16 protein-coding genes are annotated in these 17,680 nt (G+C 46.0%); 4 read left to right on the forward strand and 12 right to left on the reverse strand.

What is annotated here, in order from left to right; translation table 11 throughout:
- Positions 1–36: 36 nt before the first annotated feature.
- From J4N45_RS26040 to J4N45_RS26055, 4 genes are all read right to left on the reverse strand, one after another.
- Positions 37–798, reverse strand: a complete 762-nt coding sequence (locus J4N45_RS26040; protein ID WP_234496245.1) for an iron ABC transporter ATP-binding protein — start codon at positions 796–798, stop codon at positions 37–39.
- Between the two features lie 11 nt (positions 799–809).
- Positions 810–1,760, reverse strand: coding sequence for an iron chelate uptake ABC transporter family permease subunit (locus J4N45_RS26045; protein WP_252015595.1), 951 nt, complete (start codon positions 1,758–1,760; stop codon positions 810–812).
- Positions 1,753–2,712: an ABC transporter permease gene (locus J4N45_RS26050; RefSeq protein WP_503057385.1), complete on the reverse strand. Its 960-nt coding sequence runs from the start codon at positions 2,710–2,712 to the stop codon at positions 1,753–1,755. The genes J4N45_RS26045 and J4N45_RS26050 overlap by 8 nt, the downstream gene beginning before the upstream one ends.
- Before the next feature lie 82 nt (positions 2,713–2,794).
- Positions 2,795–3,715: a siderophore ABC transporter substrate-binding protein gene (locus J4N45_RS26055; RefSeq protein WP_252015597.1), complete on the reverse strand. Its 921-nt coding sequence runs from the start codon at positions 3,713–3,715 to the stop codon at positions 2,795–2,797.
- Between the two features lie 260 nt (positions 3,716–3,975).
- Here J4N45_RS26055 and J4N45_RS26060 point away from each other — a divergent pair, with 260 nt between their 5' ends.
- The 3 genes from J4N45_RS26060 to J4N45_RS26070 all read left to right on the forward strand — a co-directional run bounded on the left by J4N45_RS26060 (position 3,976) and on the right by J4N45_RS26070 (position 7,495).
- Positions 3,976–4,710, forward strand: coding sequence for a GntR family transcriptional regulator (locus tag J4N45_RS26060; RefSeq protein ID WP_252015599.1), 735 nt, complete (start codon positions 3,976–3,978; stop codon positions 4,708–4,710).
- 290 nt (positions 4,711–5,000) lie between these two features.
- Positions 5,001–6,164 carry a GGDEF domain-containing protein gene (locus tag J4N45_RS26065; RefSeq protein ID WP_252015601.1) on the forward strand — a complete coding sequence of 388 codons (1,164 nt, stop codon included), beginning with the start codon at positions 5,001–5,003 and terminating at the stop codon, positions 6,162–6,164.
- 170 nt (positions 6,165–6,334) lie between these two features.
- Positions 6,335–7,495: an MFS transporter gene (locus J4N45_RS26070; protein ID WP_252015603.1), complete on the forward strand. Its 1,161-nt coding sequence runs from the start codon at positions 6,335–6,337 to the stop codon at positions 7,493–7,495.
- Positions 7,496–7,563: 68 nt separating this feature from the next.
- Here the strand turns inward: J4N45_RS26070 and J4N45_RS26075 are convergent, their stop codons facing one another.
- The 6 genes from J4N45_RS26075 to J4N45_RS26100 form a co-directional block, all read right to left on the reverse strand.
- The gene (locus J4N45_RS26075; protein WP_252015605.1) at positions 7,564–8,028 is read right to left on the reverse strand and encodes a DUF302 domain-containing protein; all 465 of its coding nucleotides are present in this window, start codon (positions 8,026–8,028) and stop codon (positions 7,564–7,566) included.
- Positions 8,029–8,081: 53 nt separating this feature from the next.
- Entirely contained in the window at positions 8,082–9,668 is a 1,587-nt protein-coding gene (locus J4N45_RS26080) for an ATP-binding cassette domain-containing protein (RefSeq protein WP_252015607.1), read from the reverse strand.
- Between the two features lie 305 nt (positions 9,669–9,973).
- Positions 9,974–11,110 carry a DUF1501 domain-containing protein gene (locus tag J4N45_RS26085; protein WP_252015609.1) on the reverse strand — a complete coding sequence of 379 codons (1,137 nt, stop codon included), beginning with the start codon at positions 11,108–11,110 and terminating at the stop codon, positions 9,974–9,976.
- Between the two features lie 5 nt (positions 11,111–11,115).
- Positions 11,116–12,492: a DUF1800 domain-containing protein gene (locus J4N45_RS26090; protein ID WP_252015610.1), complete on the reverse strand. Its 1,377-nt coding sequence runs from the start codon at positions 12,490–12,492 to the stop codon at positions 11,116–11,118.
- Positions 12,493–12,640: 148 nt separating this feature from the next.
- Positions 12,641–12,991: a hypothetical protein gene (locus J4N45_RS26095; RefSeq protein WP_128648927.1), complete on the reverse strand. Its 351-nt coding sequence runs from the start codon at positions 12,989–12,991 to the stop codon at positions 12,641–12,643.
- 26 nt (positions 12,992–13,017) lie between these two features.
- Entirely contained in the window at positions 13,018–14,223 is a 1,206-nt protein-coding gene (locus J4N45_RS26100) for a peptidoglycan DD-metalloendopeptidase family protein (RefSeq protein WP_252017254.1), read from the reverse strand.
- 566 nt (positions 14,224–14,789) lie between these two features.
- Between J4N45_RS26100 and J4N45_RS26105 the strand changes: the two genes are divergently transcribed.
- On the forward strand, positions 14,790–16,391 hold the full coding sequence (locus J4N45_RS26105; RefSeq protein WP_252015612.1) for a BCCT family transporter: 1,602 nt from the start codon (positions 14,790–14,792) through the stop codon (positions 16,389–16,391).
- Positions 16,392–16,518: 127 nt separating this feature from the next.
- Here J4N45_RS26105 and J4N45_RS26110 read toward each other — a convergent pair whose 3' ends face one another.
- Positions 16,519–16,818: an isoamylase early set domain-containing protein gene (locus J4N45_RS26110; RefSeq protein WP_252015615.1), complete on the reverse strand. Its 300-nt coding sequence runs from the start codon at positions 16,816–16,818 to the stop codon at positions 16,519–16,521.
- Positions 16,819–16,956: 138 nt separating this feature from the next.
- Positions 16,957–17,583, reverse strand: a complete 627-nt coding sequence (locus J4N45_RS26115; protein WP_252015617.1) for a hypothetical protein — start codon at positions 17,581–17,583, stop codon at positions 16,957–16,959.
- Positions 17,584–17,680 lie beyond the last annotated feature (97 nt).

Genomic DNA, 17,680 nt, shown 5'->3' on the forward strand with positions numbered 1-17,680 from the left:
AAATGACTCCTTCCTTCGATTCTCTTATTAGATGGTCTAGCTATTGAAATAGAGACACACGCGACGCCCATCCACTTCGCGAATATCGAATGGGATCTCGTAGATAGCTTCCATTGTCTCTTGCTGAACAACTTCCTCGACACTACCTGATTTAATGACCTTACCCTTCTTCATCGCCACGATGTTGTCCGAGTAGCATGAGGCAAAGTTAATGTCATGGATCACTATCACCACTGCTTTGTTGAAGTCATGCGCCAAACGACGAAGTGTGTGCATGATTTCCACTGAGTGTTTGATATCGAGATTGTTTAATGGCTCATCAAGAAATACGTAATCGGTATCTTGAGCAACGACCATCGCAATAAACGCCATTTGTCGCTGACCACCACTCAGTTGATCAAGGTATTTGTGTTGAATCTCTTCGATTCCTAAATGACCGAGTGCTTGGTCAATGATCTCGTTATCTTCCGCCGTCAAACGTCCACCAGAGTGAGGGAAACGACCAAAAGAGACCAGCTCGCGAATAGTAAATCGCATATTGATGTTGTTCGATTGGCGAAGGACTGCGAGATGCTTGGCAAGCTCCTTGGTATCCCACTGTGCAAGCAGCTTATCACCGATAACAACTTCACCAGCGTCACTCTCAGTCAAGCGGCTCGCCATCGACAGCAGCGTACTTTTACCCGCACCATTGGGACCAATAATCGACGTGACCTCTCCCTTCGGAAACAGCGCATCGGCATCTTGAACCACAAAGGTTTTGCCGTATTTTTTACTTAGACCTGTTAACTTAATCACTGTTATACCTCTTAATTAATTCTGTTTCTTAGTAATAAGAACAGGAAGTAGGACCCACCAACGAGATTGATAATGACGCTGATCGTCGTTTCAAATGCCAGTACTTTTTCAACAAACCACTGGCCAGTTACGAGTAAAAATACCGCCAATAAACTACTCGCGATGATTAGGAATCGATGCTGATAATGACTAAACATCTCTCGGGTCAAGCTCACTGCTATGAGTCCAAAGAACAAAACGGGGCCAACCAACGCAGTCGAGATGGCGATCATAATGGTGATCAGAATCATCACACGTTGAGTGAGCTGTTGGGTGTTTACACCTAGACTGGTCGCGTTATCCGTGCCTAACCAGAGCACGTCAAGCTTAGGGGCGTAATAGAACAAAATAGCTAAGCAGAGCGATAGCGGGATAAGGCTCCAATACACCAGCTTGGCATTCACGTTATTGAAACTCGCAAACATGGAGTTTTGAATACTGGCAAACTCATTCGGGTCTACCAGCATGGTCAAGAAGCCTGTTACGCTGCTAAAGAGACTTCCGCAAACAATACCAATCAGCAGCAAGGTAAACACATTGCTGTCTTTGCGTTTAAAGTAGAAATGAAACAGCAGCAGTGAGAAGCCAATCATCACACAAGTTGAAAGCAAAAAGTTGCTCATTGCGTGTATCACCCAGAAACTGGTGCTGCCAAGAATAACCACCATGAGTACTTGTACCATCAGATACAAGCTATCAAAGCCCAATATTGAAGGCGTCAAAATACGGTTGTTCGTGATGGTTTGAAACACCAAAGAAGAAGCCGAGATTGCTACTGCAGCTAGGACAATCGCCAACACTTTTGGAATACGGCGCGATAAGAAAAACTGATAATTATCCGCCGTCAGTCCTTGACCAATAAACCAAGCAATAATGGCGACACACCCAGCGACGAGCAAAGAGACTTTTAACGAATCACGCATTGCGCTTCTCCCTTAGCACTAGATAAATGAACACCGCACCACCGAAAATACTGATGATCATCGAGATAGGCATTTCGTAAGGGAAAATAATGAGACGACCTAGGATGTCGCAAGCCAGGACCAAGATAACGCCCCAGTAGGCTGTCCAAGGCAATATCCGCTTCATGTTGTCGCCCATAAACAGCGACACAATATTAGGAACGATGAGACCAAGGAACGGGATAACACCGACAATCATCACCACAGTTGACGAGCTTACAGCCACCAGGATAACGCCAATGAACAAGATCTTTTGGTAATCCAGACCGATGTTCTTTGCGAAGCTCTCACCCACACTTGCAGCATTGAACTGGCGCGCATAGAAATACGCCAAAAGACAAGCCGGAACTGCGAGATAAAGAATCTCATAATTGCCCTGCAACACGCTGGCGAAATTCGCCACCGTCCACGAGGACATGGTCTGAACTAAGTCATACTTGTAAGCAATAAATGTGGTCAACGCGGAAACTACGTTGCCGTACATAATGCCGATGAGCGGTACTAACACGGCGTTCTTAAATTGCAGTCTTTGTAAAAAGCGTACAAAAATCAGTGTACCCGCTACGGCAAAGAAGAAGATGGCTCCGAGATGCAACCACTGGCTTGCACCGCCAAGGAAAATAAGCCCAACCACATAGCCTAGTAGTGCGCAGTCGATAGTGCCCGTCGTCGATGGAGACGCAAATCGGTTTTGCACGATCTGCTGCATAATCAGCCCCGCAACACTTAAACCAGCACCAGCAAGGATGATAGCAAGCAGTCTAGGGACACGACTGACGACATAGATGGAATAGGCATGCTCATCACCACGAAATAGATCCACGAGTGAAACGGAAGCCGCGCCAAGAACAAGAGAGCAGACTGCCAATCCAAGGAGCAGCGCACTTGCCAAAATATATTTTTGAATGGTCATTACAACGATGGGCTTAAAAGGAATTCTAAACAGGAAAAGCCTCCGCCAGATGACCAGCAGAGACTTTCATTAACTTATCTGATTAGTTCAGCGCTTTATCGATATCGCTGATCATGGTTTGCGTAGCAGTCACACCGCCGCCAGAGATATACCAAGCGTTGGGATCGATGTAGACAACCTTGTTGTTTTTTGCAGCAGGCGTGGAATTAACTAATGGGTTGTTGAACAGTTCTTGTGCCTTACCAACACTTCGACCGATGGCCTGTTCGCGATCCAGAATAAAAATGACTTCCGGCTGAGCATCTGCAACATACTCAAATGAAATGAGGTTTCCGTGAGCGCCTTCGATTGGAGCCACATTCTGACTGCTCGATTCAGCAAAGCCAAAGTCATCAAAAACGATAGAGAAACGGCTGCCCTTATTGAACATGGCAACATTGCTACCGTTGTTCATCAGCATCAAAGCGTTCAACTTCTCTTTCGCAACTTTTGATGAAGCATCGTCAAGTTGCTGTTGAGTCTCCGCAATCAACGCTTCCACCTCATCTTGCTTATCGAACAACTTACCTAGCATACGCCAGTTCTTTTGTGCATCTTGCCAATATTGACCGTTGTCGACATAGAACATCACCGTTGGAGCGATCTGGTTTAGGTCATCGTAAACACGAAGCATGCGGTTTTCAGCAATAATGACATCTGGCTTCAACGTAAAAATGGCTTCAAAATCGGGTTCACCAACAGAGCCAGTATTCCCCGTCGTTTGTTTGTAATCAGCAAGATATTCTGGGAGAAGTGAATGAGGAGCACCTACAGGTTTGACACCGATACGGTCCAGCACATCCAAACTACCATTACCCAGAACAACAACACGCTTCGGCGTACCGTCAAATTCACTCGTTCCTTTAAAGTGCTGAATAGTAACAGCGCCTGCTTGAGCAACCAACGCTAGGCTTGCAACTGCTGTTAACGCCAAACGCTTGACGAAACCAAAGGACTGACTCATTCCGATTTCCTTATATATTTTATGGTTATATTAGACAAACTCATTATTACCCAAGCTTAAATGGGAATCAATATCGTTTTCATAGTCAGTTGCGATTTTATTGTCATAGCGCAAGAAAGAGCCCTTTCACGCCGCTTCTTTGTTATGGCTTATACCTAAGCTGTGAATCACCGTACAAATTGCAAACAATTATCAACAAAAGCACGCTATTGTTTTTACTCATCTCGGTTTTGTCATACTATGACCAAAATCATTTACTTATGAGCAAACTCCAAAGCATGGCGACCACCAAAGCGAAATACTCTGATATCTATCAAGCGATCAAGCAGCGCATTCTGTCTGGGGAATACAGCACCACTGAAAAGCTCCCTGGCGGCAGCGAGTTTGCTGAAGAGTTCGGTTGTAGTGAACTGACCATAAAAAAAGCACTGGATATCTTGGTAACGGAAGGCTTGGTCGTGCGCAAACGTGGCTCTGGCTCTTTTGTAAAAAGACCATTAGGTAATGCTGGCTATGCTCACCTGCATGGCACCAAAGCTAATGTCATTGCTAACGGTCAATCCGTAGAAACTAAGGTGCTCGAGTTTCAGGTCGTACCGGCCGACGAGCATGTCGCCAAGCGCCTTAACTGCGATGTAGAAGATATGCTTTATAACACCACCAGGCTGCGTATCATTGACGGCATCGCATCCTCACTGGAAGAAACCTACATGCCGATCAGCATCATCTTAGGTTTAAAAAGAGAGCATGCTGAAGACTCTATCTACAGCTTTATTACCGATAAACTTGGTCTAAAAATACACAGTTCGACGATGGAAATTTCTGTCGTTAAAGCGAGTGCGTTTTACGCCGAGCAGTTTGGTATCGCTGAAGGTGAGCCGCTCGTGAATGTAGAACAGGTAGTGTACCTTGATGATGGTGAGATTTTTGAGTACTCCAATGTGAAGCATCGTTGGGAAAACTATAAATTCGCGACTAACTTCTTCAAGATTTAACGCCTTCTATTGCATCCAAGCATTGTTATCATGAATCTTGCCGCCAAGTCGCGGCGAGGTTTGCTAACGTTAGCCCATTAAATCGATGTTGAGCTACAAACTCCAACCTAGCTGGCAACTCGATAAGTAGGATTTTTCCTTATTATTCTATAAAACTGTGCGCGTAAGCACATGATATGCCGAAACCCTTCACATCTTGCAGCAAATATAATATGCGCGTTCCAATATAAGTGATAACTTTATTAGCACAGTGCCATCAAAAGTGATGAAGCACAGGAAGCTAATAACCCATGGACTCAATCCAATTACGTGTATACAAAGAACGCTATCTTCGAACTGCGGCGCTGTTTCGTCATGCGGTAAAAAACCATGCCATCATGGGCGCGCTTTTCGCTGTACTTCTGTTCTTAACTACAGACCTGAGCAGTGAACTTTTCGCTTGGTATGCTTGTATGTGTTGTGTCATTTGGCTTCGTCATCTCTCTATTCAATCTGCCATTAAAAAGCTTGATTCTCTGAACGCTACCAGCCGTCGTTTTGATCTTATTTTTGCAGCCTCACCAATACTGAACGGGTTTGTTTGGAGTATTGGGATATGGCTTGCTTTCTCGCAAAACAACTTTCAAGTCACCATCGCTTCACTGCTTGTGGCTGCGTCTGTTGCATTCCATGGCTACTCTTATCTCTCTTACAGTAAGACCAGTTACATCGGTTATTTTATTGCTGTATTTAGCTTACCGACGGTCTATGCGTATAGTGAGGGTTGGTATCTTATTGGAATGGTTTTCATCTTTGGCATGTTTCACTTTGTGTTTTTCAACACTCATCAGTCAGACATCGCGACCTCGAGGCTATATGAACACTTCGAGCACACCCAACTTATCGCTAAGCTTACACAGGCAGAAAAGCAGCTAACCCGACACGCAAAGTTCGACAATCTGACTGGTCTGTATCGAAGGCGCGAATACGAAAAACGCTTTGTCGGTCTGAAATACACGGCACTTATCCGTCAGCAGTCTATCGGTGTTGCTCTGTTTGATGTTGACCATTTCAAACAGTTCAACGACACCTATGGCCACTTATTTGGTGATGAGGTTCTTGTCAAAGTAGCCAATCTCATCAAGATGCATGCCTCTAACACTGTCTTTGCTGGCCGTTTTGGTGGAGAGGAGTTCGTTCTGATTGGAATTTTCGACTCTAAAAAACAGTTTATCGAAGTATTAGAGCAGGTCCGCCAGCAAACCGAAAGACTCGCTCTTTCCGAACACAACACATCAGTCACCATCAGTGCAGGTGCTTGCTTCCAACCTGCCACTGAGTCAATCGAGCTTCGTGATTATATTCTCGAATCGGACTCAGCGCTCTACCACGCGAAAGCCTCAGGTAGAAACAAAGTTGTGCAGTCAGATGAACTTAATCACCAGGAACAATATAGCTCAATTTCAGTCAGTTAATCCCCTAACTCGCTGCAACTCGTTCACAGAATATCGATAAATTTCCTTTATCGTGAGGATCATTTTTTTTCGTTTTACTCCCCCCTCTTAAAGCCTCATAGTCGCGCCGAAAACTTCATCAAATCTTTCTTTTTCTTGATTTCCCACGACTAAATTTGGAGGCTCCGCTAGTGGAAAACACAACTGATTTCGCAGTAAAAACTGGTTTCAAAGTCCCTGTTATTGCGCTATCACTTTATGCCGTGGCATCGGGCTATCTCATGAGCCTGATCCCTCTGATGTTGAATCAGTATGGCATAGACGCGAACAACGCAAGTTGGTTGGCGAGTGTGTTTTATGCGGGTCTGCTTGTTGGTGCGGTCATCATTGAACCTGCGGTAAAACATGTCGGTCACCGCGTCGCATTTATTGCTTGTTTGACGCTGTTTATCGCGACCATCGTTGCTCTACCCATGGTCCCAGTGGCTTGGGTATGGTTGGTTGCTCGCTTTATTGCCGGTATTGCGGTTGCAGGTGTCTTTGTCATCGTCGAGTCCTGGCTATTAGTCGGCGATGAGTCGAGCCGCGCAAAACGTCTGGGGCTATACATGGGTTCGCTGTATGGTGGTTCGGCGCTTGGTCAGCTTGGCATTGGTTTTATTGGTATCGAAGGCAGTGTACCGTTTGTCGTTATACTCTCAATGCTAAGCGCGGCAATCACGGTACTGATGTTTGTTCCAACTCAGCAGCCGCAAAGTGCGCATTCCGCAACCTTGTCGCTTAAGCAGGTTGCAAAGCTGAACCATGCAGCGATCATTGGCTGTATCGTTTCGGGTCTAACGCTGGGTTCAATCTACGGTTTGATGCCAGTCGAGTTGACGCACCGTGAGGTGTCACAAACGAACCTAAGCGCTCTAATGGCACTGGTTATTCTTGGTGGTATGGCAGTGCAAACCATAGTGCCAGCATTGATTAAAGTAGCAGGACGTACGCCGTTGATGGGTCTTTTCTGTCTACTCGGTGTGTTTGGTGTAGGGCTAGTGATCTTAAGCGACGACTTAAGTGTGTTGGCAATCAGTCTATTCTTGATTGGCATGGCAACATTTGCACTCTACCCAATCGCCATTAATCTTGGCTGCGATAAACTGGACGAGAGCTTCATTGTCTCCGCTACACAGGTGATGCTGTTTTGCTACAGTATTGGCTCAGTGGCAGGCCCAATGATTGCTGACTGGTTTATGAATGGCACGCAAGGTCTGATGGCATACTTACTAGCAACCATGATGGCAACTGCTATCTACATGTTTATCGCTAGCATCCGTACCAAGAAGCATTTGGTGGCAGGCGAATAAAAGAAAGGGAGCACCGCAAAGTGCTCCCTTTTCAGCGTTGCTTTCAGTGTGTATTTTCTAGAGGTGCGTTACTGTGTTGCACCTTTAGCAAAATTGGCGAGTGCTCCCTCGACCTTACTTAGCACTTTGTCACACCCTTCTATGTGATGTCGCGCAGCAAGATAGCTTGGGCTGTTATAAACAAGCCACACCTCTCCTTGATCGTCTTCCATGATCAGCGCCTTTTGCGGAAGGTCGATAGCGACACTTTGGCTACACGCCATCAATGGGGATCCTACCTTAGGGTTACCAAAGATGATGAGCTCAGTAGGTCTTAACTCTACTCCCACTTTTTTCGCCGAATCTGAATGCTTAACACGGGTAAAAATGGTCATGCCTTTGCTTTCCAGCAGACCTGCCAATTTATGCGCTGTCATCGACACGTCGTGAGTACTTTTAACTCGGACTAGCCCATCGTCGGTAGCCGGGGTTGACGCTAATACACTACTGCTGATTACAATAGCGAGTCCAAACCATAACCTTATTAACTTCATCACTTCTCCTATCCGCGATCGTCACAAGATGAAATGAGTATAGTGCTCACTTACTAACCTAGCTCTATTGTTTTGTGAATCGTCAAATGCCTAATAAACCCAACATCATGACTCACAACTATGACAGCCCCTGTATAGCCATTGATGGCTTTAACAAGTTGTTGCTTAGCTTCCAAATCAAGATGGTTATCTGGCTCATCCAACAACAAGATTGAGGCTTGGGTTTGATGAGAGGCAATGAGCATTGCGAGCTTCATTTTTTCTCCGCCGCTGAGAGCGAATACCTTTTGGTGCACCGACTCACGCCGAAAACCTATACCAGCAAGTAGCGTCCGTGCCTGTGGAATGCTTAGGGATTCACAGTGCGTACACACTGCGTCCAACATTGAGGCATCAGATTCCAAGAAAGAGAAATACTGGTCGAGATAAAAACACACTCCATTAACAGCCAAATTGTCATCGACGCTTGAGTGATGCTCTGCTTTCAAAAGTAGCTTCAGCAAGGTGGACTTTCCAGAGCCGTTAGCGCCTTTAAGCCAAACATGCTCACCAGAAAATAGCTGAGCAGTAATAGGCTCTGACTCTATTCGCTCATGATAAAAGCCGTCAAAATGGACCTTAACTCTCCCCGTCGACTGAACCTCACTGGTATACCATTTTTGTGGTTTGAGCTGCTCAAGTTGCGATTTTACACCCTGTATTTTTTGGTCGAGCTCAGCCATTTGTCGCTCATTCTGCGCTTTTACCGCCGAATTGGCGACTTGTGCACCTTGCTTCTTGCCATCCATCAATATCTTCGGCTGGCTACCAGACGCCCGCTGCTTCTCGCCCCGACTCGCTAGCCTTTGCATCGTAAGGTCTCGACGGCGCGCTTTCTCTACTTTGACTTTGCGGGCTTTCTCTAACGTTTTTGCCATCTTGTTGATAGCCGCAAGCTTTTGTTCTTTTTGGGTTATATATCCCTGATAACCACCACCGAAACAGGTAATTCCCAAGCTATCAAGCTCGAAAATACGGTCGGTTTGCTCGAGGAAGGAAATATTATGGCTGATCACCAAGATAGGTACCTGTCGCTGCCTTAGCGTTTCTAACAACCAATTTATGTGCTCAGTATCTAAGTGATTGGTTGGCTCATCGAGGATCCATCCATCGTGCTCTTGGTTAAGCAAACGATAAAGCCTGATGATTGCCCGTTGTCCTCCACTTAAATGGCGCAGTTTGGTACTTAGGTCAGTCGGCAACCGCAGTGACTCGAATAGCTCCGTCAAGGTTTGCTCAAGCTGCCAATCTGAATCGGCAATAAGATCAAACCACTGATTGTCGGTTGAACCTCGTGAAATCTGCTTAAGAGCTTCAAGCTTGTCCTCAACACCCAGGTAAGCGGCGATAGAGTAATCCAGTTCATCTTGTGACTCTTCTTGACGGTAAACACCAATTGACTTGGTGTTACTCCCCCACTCAACGCTTCCACTGCTGGGTTGAGAGTGTTTCGCAAGTATTGACGCTAAGTGGCTTTTGCCGCAGCCATTTTTCCCAACCAAGGCATTAACGCCAACCGGGATGATAAAAGAGAGGTCGTGAAACAGATCGTGACCGTCAGAAAATTGTTTTGATAATGAAATAGCATGAATTGCAGTCATACATCCTCCTTGGCAGAGCATGAGACGCATGGCATCACATACGACAATGTCGCGATAAATAGCAATGTCCTGATAGGTAGACAGGAATATAGAACGAGCCAACGCCCACTAACTCTGCGATTTCAAAAGTTACTTGTATAAAACGTTCGAAATTGAGTTAGTTGTTCATGTAGGCGTGCGCTCCTGGGGAAGTGTTGCTTGGAATTATACATGAATTTGCCCAAGTAACACGCTTATCGACAAGCAGTGTTACTGGGCTCGCAAAGTTATGTGGTACAGAGGAGCCAGCAATTCAGATTAACGCATTATCCAAGCAACTTACCTAAGTCCGCTGGTTGAGGTGCATCAGGGAACACTTGCTGTAGGGTTTGTTCATCAGCCCCCATATGTTGGCTAAGCACCGTTTTGAGCACTGAGCGCATATCGGTCGTCGGTTGCAAGTCACGACCTTCATATCGTTCACTTTCAGCAAGTCCAGGCCAGTCAGTAATGACATCTGAACCCTTGAGTGCCCCGCCCATAATAAACATGGCATTGCCTGTACCATGATCAGTCCCTTTGGTGCCGTTTTCTGCCACAGTCCGACCAAATTCACTGGCTGCAATAACCACAGTCGATTGCCATTTATCGCCCAAGGCTTGTTTGAGTACATCAAGCCCTTTGTCTAACTTAGTCAACTGAGAAGCAAGGCGACCATTTGTCGTTCCTTGTCCTGAATGGGTATCCCAACCGCCCAGCTCTAGCACCGCAATATTGGGCCCCTGTGGTGAGCTGATAAACTTACCCGCTTGACGCATCAAATTGTTAAACTGCTTATTCTGACTGCCTCCGCTGGTCATCGATTCAAGCTTCATGCTCTCTTCGAAGTTTGCTGATAGGGTTTCATCGTTTTGGAATAGCTCAGCCAGCAATAAGCTTTGTTCCTCTTCTGCTTTGAGTTTATGAGGGAACCAACTGCTGACTTTAACATCCCCTTGCACTATCAAAGGCATGCCAGAATCTATTGCTATCGCTTGCTGTGAGCGCTGCGTCGCTAAGAATCGGTTCATCCAACCAATCGGACCAAATGGGTCGGTAGTGCCGTTCTCAAGCACCTTTTGACCATCAAAGTGAGAACGCTCCCGATAACCCGTTGCACAAGCGTGCACAAAGCCAGCTTGCTGTTGCTGATACCATTGATAGACATTCTTGAGCGCTGGATGCAATCCAAAGCCATCACTTAATGGCTGAAGCTGATCCTTACTCATCGCGATGCTAGGTCTGAGTTTGTAGTAATCCTCATCGAAACTGGGCACCACCACGTTCAATCCATCCATTGCCCCGCGCAATGTTATCCACACCAGCACATTCGGGCTCTGAGTAGAAGCCAATGACAAGTTGGGCAACATAGTGACTAAAGATGCCGCCCCCATGCCTTTGATAAAATCGCGTCTCGTTGCCATAGCACTCACCTGTATTGGAACTGTGGACTCATCCACAGCACCACCAATTTCGACGTGGGATCCTGCGCTTTATCCATGGCGGTAAGAACGTGCTCATCCACCTCACTACCGTAAAGACGCTGGGTCATTTGAATCAGTTTGTCATCGACATTTTGTTTGCTGCGCTCCATCTGTCTTACTAACAGCTTGGCGATTTGGTTCGCAACTTGCCAACGCTGAGTAAGTGCTGATGAGGAGTTGTAATCAGAGTCTTTATCGGACCACCCTGCAGGCGATCCCGGCATGAAAGGCGGCTGTCCAAGCTGGCGTAGCATTTGTTGCATCTGGCGAGCATTGGGCTCGAAGTCAGCACTACGCAGTACCGCAAAATACCACTCTTGAGGCGTCCGAAATCTCAGCTGTTGACTGCTATTTTTGAGCGTGGAGTTAATTAAAGTGATGTAAACAGGAATCAGCATCCCTTCATTCTCTAACCACACTTTAGTGAGCTCATCCACTAGCGAAGGATGACCTGAGCCATAGAAGTGTTGAACCAGCTTGCTGCATAAATGCTTCGCGGTGTTTTCATGGTTGGCGAGATCACGTAGGCAAGATATCGCTTGCTCCTCACCCCCTTCCTCATAGACCTTACCCAGTACGTTGATAGCACCAGGCTCATGCATGGCATCAGAAAATTGATACCCAGGTCGATCTGTTTTAAAACTCACTGTCCAGCCAGTTAAACCTTGGGCAAGTTCAATCACATCGTTTTGTGAATAGCCGCCATCGACGCCTAAAGTGTGAAGTTCAAGAATTTCCCGCGCCAAGTTCTCGTTAAGGCCTTTATTGCGCTTTTGACCCGCTTTTGAGTTGGGCCCGATAGAGCGGTGATTATCGAGATACATCAGCATGGTTGGATGCTGACAAACCGCAAGCAGCATAGAGGGGAAATCGATACTCCACAGTTCGCGAATCACCTCATTTTCGATACCAGCAGCAATCGGGCGAACACGTCTGTTGTCTGCTGAAATGGCGAAGTGGTTACTCCAAAACTGAATCAACCTTTCCTGAAAGCCAAGCGGTGTTGTTAAGGTTTGCAGATTTCTAGCATGAACAATGGTTTGGAAGTTTTCTTGGAAGAAAGCATTGCTAGATTTGGTGAAAAGTTTTTTCTCTTCTGGCGTTGTCGCTTCTTTTCTGCGACGGTTTAAGTCACCAAGATGCGCCAACATTTCTGTGGTCGAAGGCAGTTCAGTAATGGCTCTGTGTGTATAGGGGGTCGCTTTTAGCTGATCATTGAGTGCGGGTTCCTGTTTGGCATCGCCAACTCTGGGACCAAAACCAAAACGCTGAGAAACGACGTACTTTGAAGTACTGGTCTGCGCGGTTTCTTTACTTTCCATGGCAACCTCGTTGAAGGGGGCATACAAAAAGCATTGCACATCCACACCAAATTGCCTAGAGCCTGACCATAAAATCACAAACGGCGCTCAAAAATGAACGCCGTTTGTCTTTCGAACTAACAGATTTAACGCTCTGACAGCATGTCGATTAAGACCGTTTAGGCTGACGGTAAGTCTTACCTGCTGTTTTGTAAGTATCGCTCGGTTTGATTTCGAACATAACATCGAAGAACCACGCGACAAACTTAATCACATCATCACCCTCGTTCATGATGTGCTCAGCGTACTCTTGCTCTTCACCGTTATCATCAACATCGTTAAACACGTGATAGATACGCTCTTCACCGTCAACCGTAGCCAAAGCAAATTGACCTGTTAGGCTCTCTGCTGCCTCTTTGATTTCTGGGTTTTCAGAGCTTTTCAGCTTGTTCAGCGCATCTGGAAGTGTTTTCAACTCACATAGCTGCATGACCAGCAGCTGAAATTCTAATTGTTGCATTCATTACACCATGGTTATTTGGCCAATTATAGGCTAGCCAATTTGGTCTCTTGTTTCTCAAGCATGGCATCGAGTTCATCACGACGCGCAATAAACTGCTTGAGCTCGTTTTTCGGGACAGAGTCTGCCATAGGAATGTTAGCTCGCATAGCATTTACTGGTCTTCCACGAGAAATCAACTCGTAATGAAGGTGTGGACCTGTCACGCGACCCGTTGCACCAGACAGACCGATTCGAGTTCCACGAGTCACTTTCTGCCCTTTCTTCACCAAGATTTTACTCAGGTGAAGGTAACGTGTCTTGTAGGGCCCCCCGTGGTCGATAACGATGTACTTACCCGCGTACGGATGGTTACGGACCATAGCAACAACGCCATCACCAGTGGTGTAGACATTAGTACCAGTACGAACGCCAAAGTCTGTGCCGTTATGCGGTGAAACTCGTCCCGTCACTGGGTGACGGCGATTCGGATTAAAGCCCGAAGTAATACGATGGTTCTTCACTGGATAACGCATAAAGGCACGCTGCAAGCTGTCCCCTTTAGCATCATAGTACTGACCGTTCGAATGCAAGTAAGCCGAGTACATGGCGCCACGGTTAAAGATCTTGATCGCTTGGATCTCTGAGTTACCCGTTGGCGTGCCTTCAACAAATTGGCTGTTCTTCACTACTTCAAAGCGATCACCTGCTCGAAGATCGCGAGTAAAGCTTAGCTTGTCTTTTAGCAGTGTTACTACCTGATCGATTTCGCGAGGGCTCAATCCAAGCTTGTTAGCTGACGCTGAAAAACTACCGTTAATACTGCCCACCATAGCGACACTCTCCCAGTCACCCGGAATAGAGATATCTTCGAATTCATAACTTCCATCGTCTAGACGCGCATAAACCGCTTTTTCAGCGACATTACGACTAACTTCGAGTTTGCTTAGTGCACCTGTCGCTTCATCTTGCCAAAAGCGCAGACGGTCACCGGGTCTTAGCGTATCAAGAACAAGGAAGTTCAAATCGGTTTCCATCACTGACATCATGTCACTGTAAGGAAAGCCCAACTGATCAAAGATCTGGCTCAGGCTATCACCAGATTTAACAAGATAAGCAAACTTGGGAGGGAGTTCGGCTTTCGCTGGTTCTTCAGCGAGTACAGCTACCACGGGTGAATCATTGAGATTGAGCTCAATGGTACCCTTCATGTTTGAGTCAGGTAAGCTGTGAAGAAAGGCAAAGGCTGCCATAAAAGGCAAACCAAAAGCGATGCTTCTTTTGAGTTTTCGAGACGGATTCTTAGCCGTTGTTAATCCGTCTGCTGGTTGATTCGATTGCACAATGGTTCCGATGCATGTCCTAAACAGAGCCATTAGAGTAATCGTTTCCTATTTCAAATGCACTCAAATGTCTGGAAAAGTAAGGTAAAACATGTGATGAGAGTGTAAAAAAGCGACGTTCGTCGTCAACTAAACGACCTAGATATTGTTCTAAATTGGCGCTTTTTCCTTAAGTATTTGAATTCTCGTAAAACGATATAAGTGGAAAAATCTACCAATAACAGTGCCGTATTTTAATGCAGAACTAACTGCATATGGATGCATTCTGTTTCAGCTTATATCCATCACCTCGCCCACAAGGTGCCCTTTATGTGTTAAAATCGCCCGTTCAGGATTAGATGTAAAACGGATAATTTCATCATAACCCTTTGATTAAAATTACTTTAAACAAAGGATTTTCGAATTCTAATCAGCAATTCATTAAACACGGAGTTGGTCTTTATATTCGTGTGAACGAATATGTATTCCTCATAATTATGAGTTTTAAATCTCAAAAATACAGTATCGATTCAACTGACTATCAAGTCGGCCAAGACAACATCACTAAGTGGGGTATGGATGTCCACAACACAGTTTTCACCGCTTCAGCGGGCTTATCCATCCTCTTTATCGTCACTCTTCTCGTACTTTCCCCAGCAGACGCCAAAGCTGCCATCGACGCGGTCAAAGCCGCTGCGCTATCGAAATTCGATTTCGTCTTTATGTGGGGCGCGAACATCCTTCTGATCTTCGCAATACTTATCGCCCTATCGCCACTGGGCAAAATTCGTTTAGGCGGCGATAACGCCACGACAGATTATTCAACCTTATCCTGGATCTCAATGCTGTTTGCCGCGGGCATGGGTATTGGTCTGATCTTCTGGGGTGTCGCAGAGCCTACCGCGTTCTTTACCAACTGGTTCGGAACACCTCTCAATGCAGAACCTTTTACACCAGAAGGTCGTGAAGCGGCACTAGGTGCCACGGTATTCCACTGGGGACTGCACGCGTGGGCTATCTACGGCATGACAGCGCTATCGCTGGCTTACTTTGTTTATAACAAAGGCCTACCTCTTTCTATGCGCTCTGTATTCTACCCACTATTGGGTGACAGAGTTTGGGGAAGAATTGGTGACATTATCGACGTAATGGCAGTTCTCGTTATCTTGTTCGGTCTTGCGACATCACTTGGTCTCGGTGGCTCGCAGGCGGCAAGTGGTATCAGCCACGTATTTGGTCTAGAAAATAGCTTATTGCTGCAGATTGCTATCATTCTGACCATCATGGGCTTAGCTATTGTTTCTGTCGTTCGCGGCATGGACGGTGGCGTTAAGGTGCTCAGTAACCTGAACATGATCATTGCCTTTGTCTTCCTTGGCTTCATGGGTATTTTGAACTTCACTACCGTGCTCGATTCCGTCACTACGTCGGTCGTAGGCTATGTGAAAAACATCATTCCGCTAAGTCAGACATCAGGTCGTGAAGATACCGCCTGGCTGCATGGCTGGACGGTATTCTACTGGGCTTGGTGGGTAGCGTACGCGCCATTCTTCGGTATGTTCGTAGCACGTATTTCAAAGGGTCGTACCATTCGTGAGTTCCTTGTTTGTGTTCTCGTCATTCCAACCATAGTGACAACCGCATGGATGTCATTCTTCGGTGGTATCGCTATCCAGCAGATCATCGACAAAGTCGGCTTGCTTGGTATGGAACAAGGCATCACCGATGTCTCATTGAGTTTGTTCTACATGCTTGATGCCTACCCTATCGGCAATATTCTTTCGCTGATTGCGGTTGCGCTGATCATCGTATTCTTCGTGACCACACTGGACTCTGGCTCTATCGTTGTCGATAGCATGACTGCGGGTGGTAAACTCGAGCTACCAATCAAACAGAAAGTCGTTTGGGCGGTAATTTCTGCCGTTATTGCAATGGTAATGCTATGGATTGGTGGCACAGACTCCATTCAAGCACTGCAATCCATTACGATTATTGCAGCGCTGCCTTTTACTATCATTCTGATAATGGGCTGTGTGAGTCTTCTTAAAGGCATGTTGACTGAGGTTGAACAGCCGGAAGTTGCAAGCAAATCTCGATAACGACCGAGAAGCGAGTCAACGTCGATTCGCTTCAAATCGTGAAGAATAAAAAAGCCGCTCACTATCAGAAGTGAGCGGCTTTTTTTAACTTGTGGTGTCGAGTTTTGTCTCAGTGACTTAAGTCAAATCAAACTTGTGCAGTCTTAACAATACAGTTATCAGCACCAAAACCATTTGGCACATATTGGTCTGCTTGGGCATCGTTGACCCACTCGCTTTCGTTCACTAGGTAACGGAACTGGAACTCCGCATCTTTTGGTAACCGGGTTTTGTATTTGAATGATTTGGTCTTGGCGACCTTCTTCATTGGGGTTGGCTGCCAGTCTAAAAAGTCAGCCATTAAAACCACACTCTCCACATTAGTCGCATCTAACTCAAAGGTGACTTCTACTTCATCTTTTGTTTTAAAAAAGCGCTTATTAATCATCGCAAGCTCCATTTGTCTAAAAATAACAACATCAAAAAACCCATGTTATGTAATTAATGTCACATTCTCAAGTGTGCATTTCGCAACCATTTATTTCTGAAAGCTATTGTCCAGATCACGCTCGGTGCAAAAAGATGACTAACAATCCACCCATTTAAACGCTTTAGCTACGCAAACTAACGTGTCGTTTTCTTCGGGAGCTTCACTCATTGACTGCGCCTGTCCGTGCTTCTTAAACGAGAGCGTCATGCGATCATCGGCTCTTGTCAGCGCTGAAATCTCTATTCGGTCACCGGCAAACTTGGCATCCGACAAGATCACGCGTTGGCGTGCGCTGTCCCACTTGAAAAGCCCAAGATAATAGAAAACGCCAGAACCTTGATTGCTGACTGCAAAAGGAATAACGACCGCAGATAACGCCTTGTCGTCATAAATAGACTGTTGATAGCGATAAAGAAGATAAACATTACCTCGCTCCATACCGTCATCATAGCTTCCCGCCGCGACTTGTTTATCCGCATCGATATCGGTAAGCAGTGTGAAAGCGCTTGTCTCTGGAACTTGAATAGTCCATGGATTCGGAACCTTTAGGCCTAAGATGGCTTCGACAACGGGATCAGCTTGCACATTTTGCTGAGAGGGAAATTTGGCAAGGATCTCTTCATCAGACAGAGAAAATCGATAGATACCTGCGACAATAACCACGGCAAGCAAACACAAAGGGATCAAAAGTATAAGGGGAATAGGGAGCTTCTTCCTAGGCATTATTATAATTCTCAATAACTTATTCATTCACTACAGTTTAGCCTGTTCTCTGAACTGCTGAAAGCATCAATCCCCACTATAATGTAGCCATGTTCAC

Origin of the sequence: Vibrio sp. SCSIO 43140, from assembly GCF_023716585.1 — a bacterium.
In the GTDB taxonomy this organism is placed as follows: Bacteria; Pseudomonadota; Gammaproteobacteria; order Enterobacterales; family Vibrionaceae; genus Vibrio; species Vibrio maritimus_B.

What these genes read in the sequence shown, in the direction of transcription:
- J4N45_RS26100 (WP_252017254.1), bottom strand. Translation starts at nt 14,223, where the DNA reads ATGGCAGCCTTTGCCTTTCTTCACAGCTTACCTGACTCAAACATGAAG.
- J4N45_RS26080 (WP_252015607.1), bottom strand. Translation starts at nt 9,668, where the DNA reads ATGACTGCAATTCATGCTATTTCATTATCAAAACAATTTTCTGACGGT.
- J4N45_RS26105 (WP_252015612.1), top strand. Translation starts at nt 14,790, where the DNA reads ATGAGTTTTAAATCTCAAAAATACAGTATCGATTCAACTGACTATCAA.
- J4N45_RS26115 (WP_252015617.1), bottom strand. Translation starts at nt 17,583, where the DNA reads ATGCCTAGGAAGAAGCTCCCTATTCCCCTTATACTTTTGATCCCTTTG.
- J4N45_RS26055 (WP_252015597.1), bottom strand. Translation starts at nt 3,715, where the DNA reads ATGAGTCAGTCCTTTGGTTTCGTCAAGCGTTTGGCGTTAACAGCAGTT.
- J4N45_RS26065 (WP_252015601.1), top strand. Translation starts at nt 5,001, where the DNA reads ATGGACTCAATCCAATTACGTGTATACAAAGAACGCTATCTTCGAACT.
- J4N45_RS26045 (WP_252015595.1), bottom strand. Translation starts at nt 1,760, where the DNA reads ATGCGTGATTCGTTAAAAGTCTCTTTGCTCGTCGCTGGGTGTGTCGCC.
- J4N45_RS26075 (WP_252015605.1), bottom strand. Translation starts at nt 8,028, where the DNA reads ATGAAGTTAATAAGGTTATGGTTTGGACTCGCTATTGTAATCAGCAGT.
- J4N45_RS26095 (WP_128648927.1), bottom strand. Translation starts at nt 12,991, where the DNA reads ATGCAACAATTAGAATTTCAGCTGCTGGTCATGCAGCTATGTGAGTTG.
- J4N45_RS26050 (WP_503057385.1), bottom strand. Translation starts at nt 2,712, where the DNA reads ATGACCATTCAAAAATATATTTTGGCAAGTGCGCTGCTCCTTGGATTG.
- J4N45_RS26060 (WP_252015599.1), top strand. Translation starts at nt 3,976, where the DNA reads ATGAGCAAACTCCAAAGCATGGCGACCACCAAAGCGAAATACTCTGAT.
- J4N45_RS26110 (WP_252015615.1), bottom strand. Translation starts at nt 16,818, where the DNA reads ATGATTAATAAGCGCTTTTTTAAAACAAAAGATGAAGTAGAAGTCACC.
- J4N45_RS26085 (WP_252015609.1), bottom strand. Translation starts at nt 11,110, where the DNA reads ATGGCAACGAGACGCGATTTTATCAAAGGCATGGGGGCGGCATCTTTA.
- J4N45_RS26090 (WP_252015610.1), bottom strand. Translation starts at nt 12,492, where the DNA reads ATGGAAAGTAAAGAAACCGCGCAGACCAGTACTTCAAAGTACGTCGTT.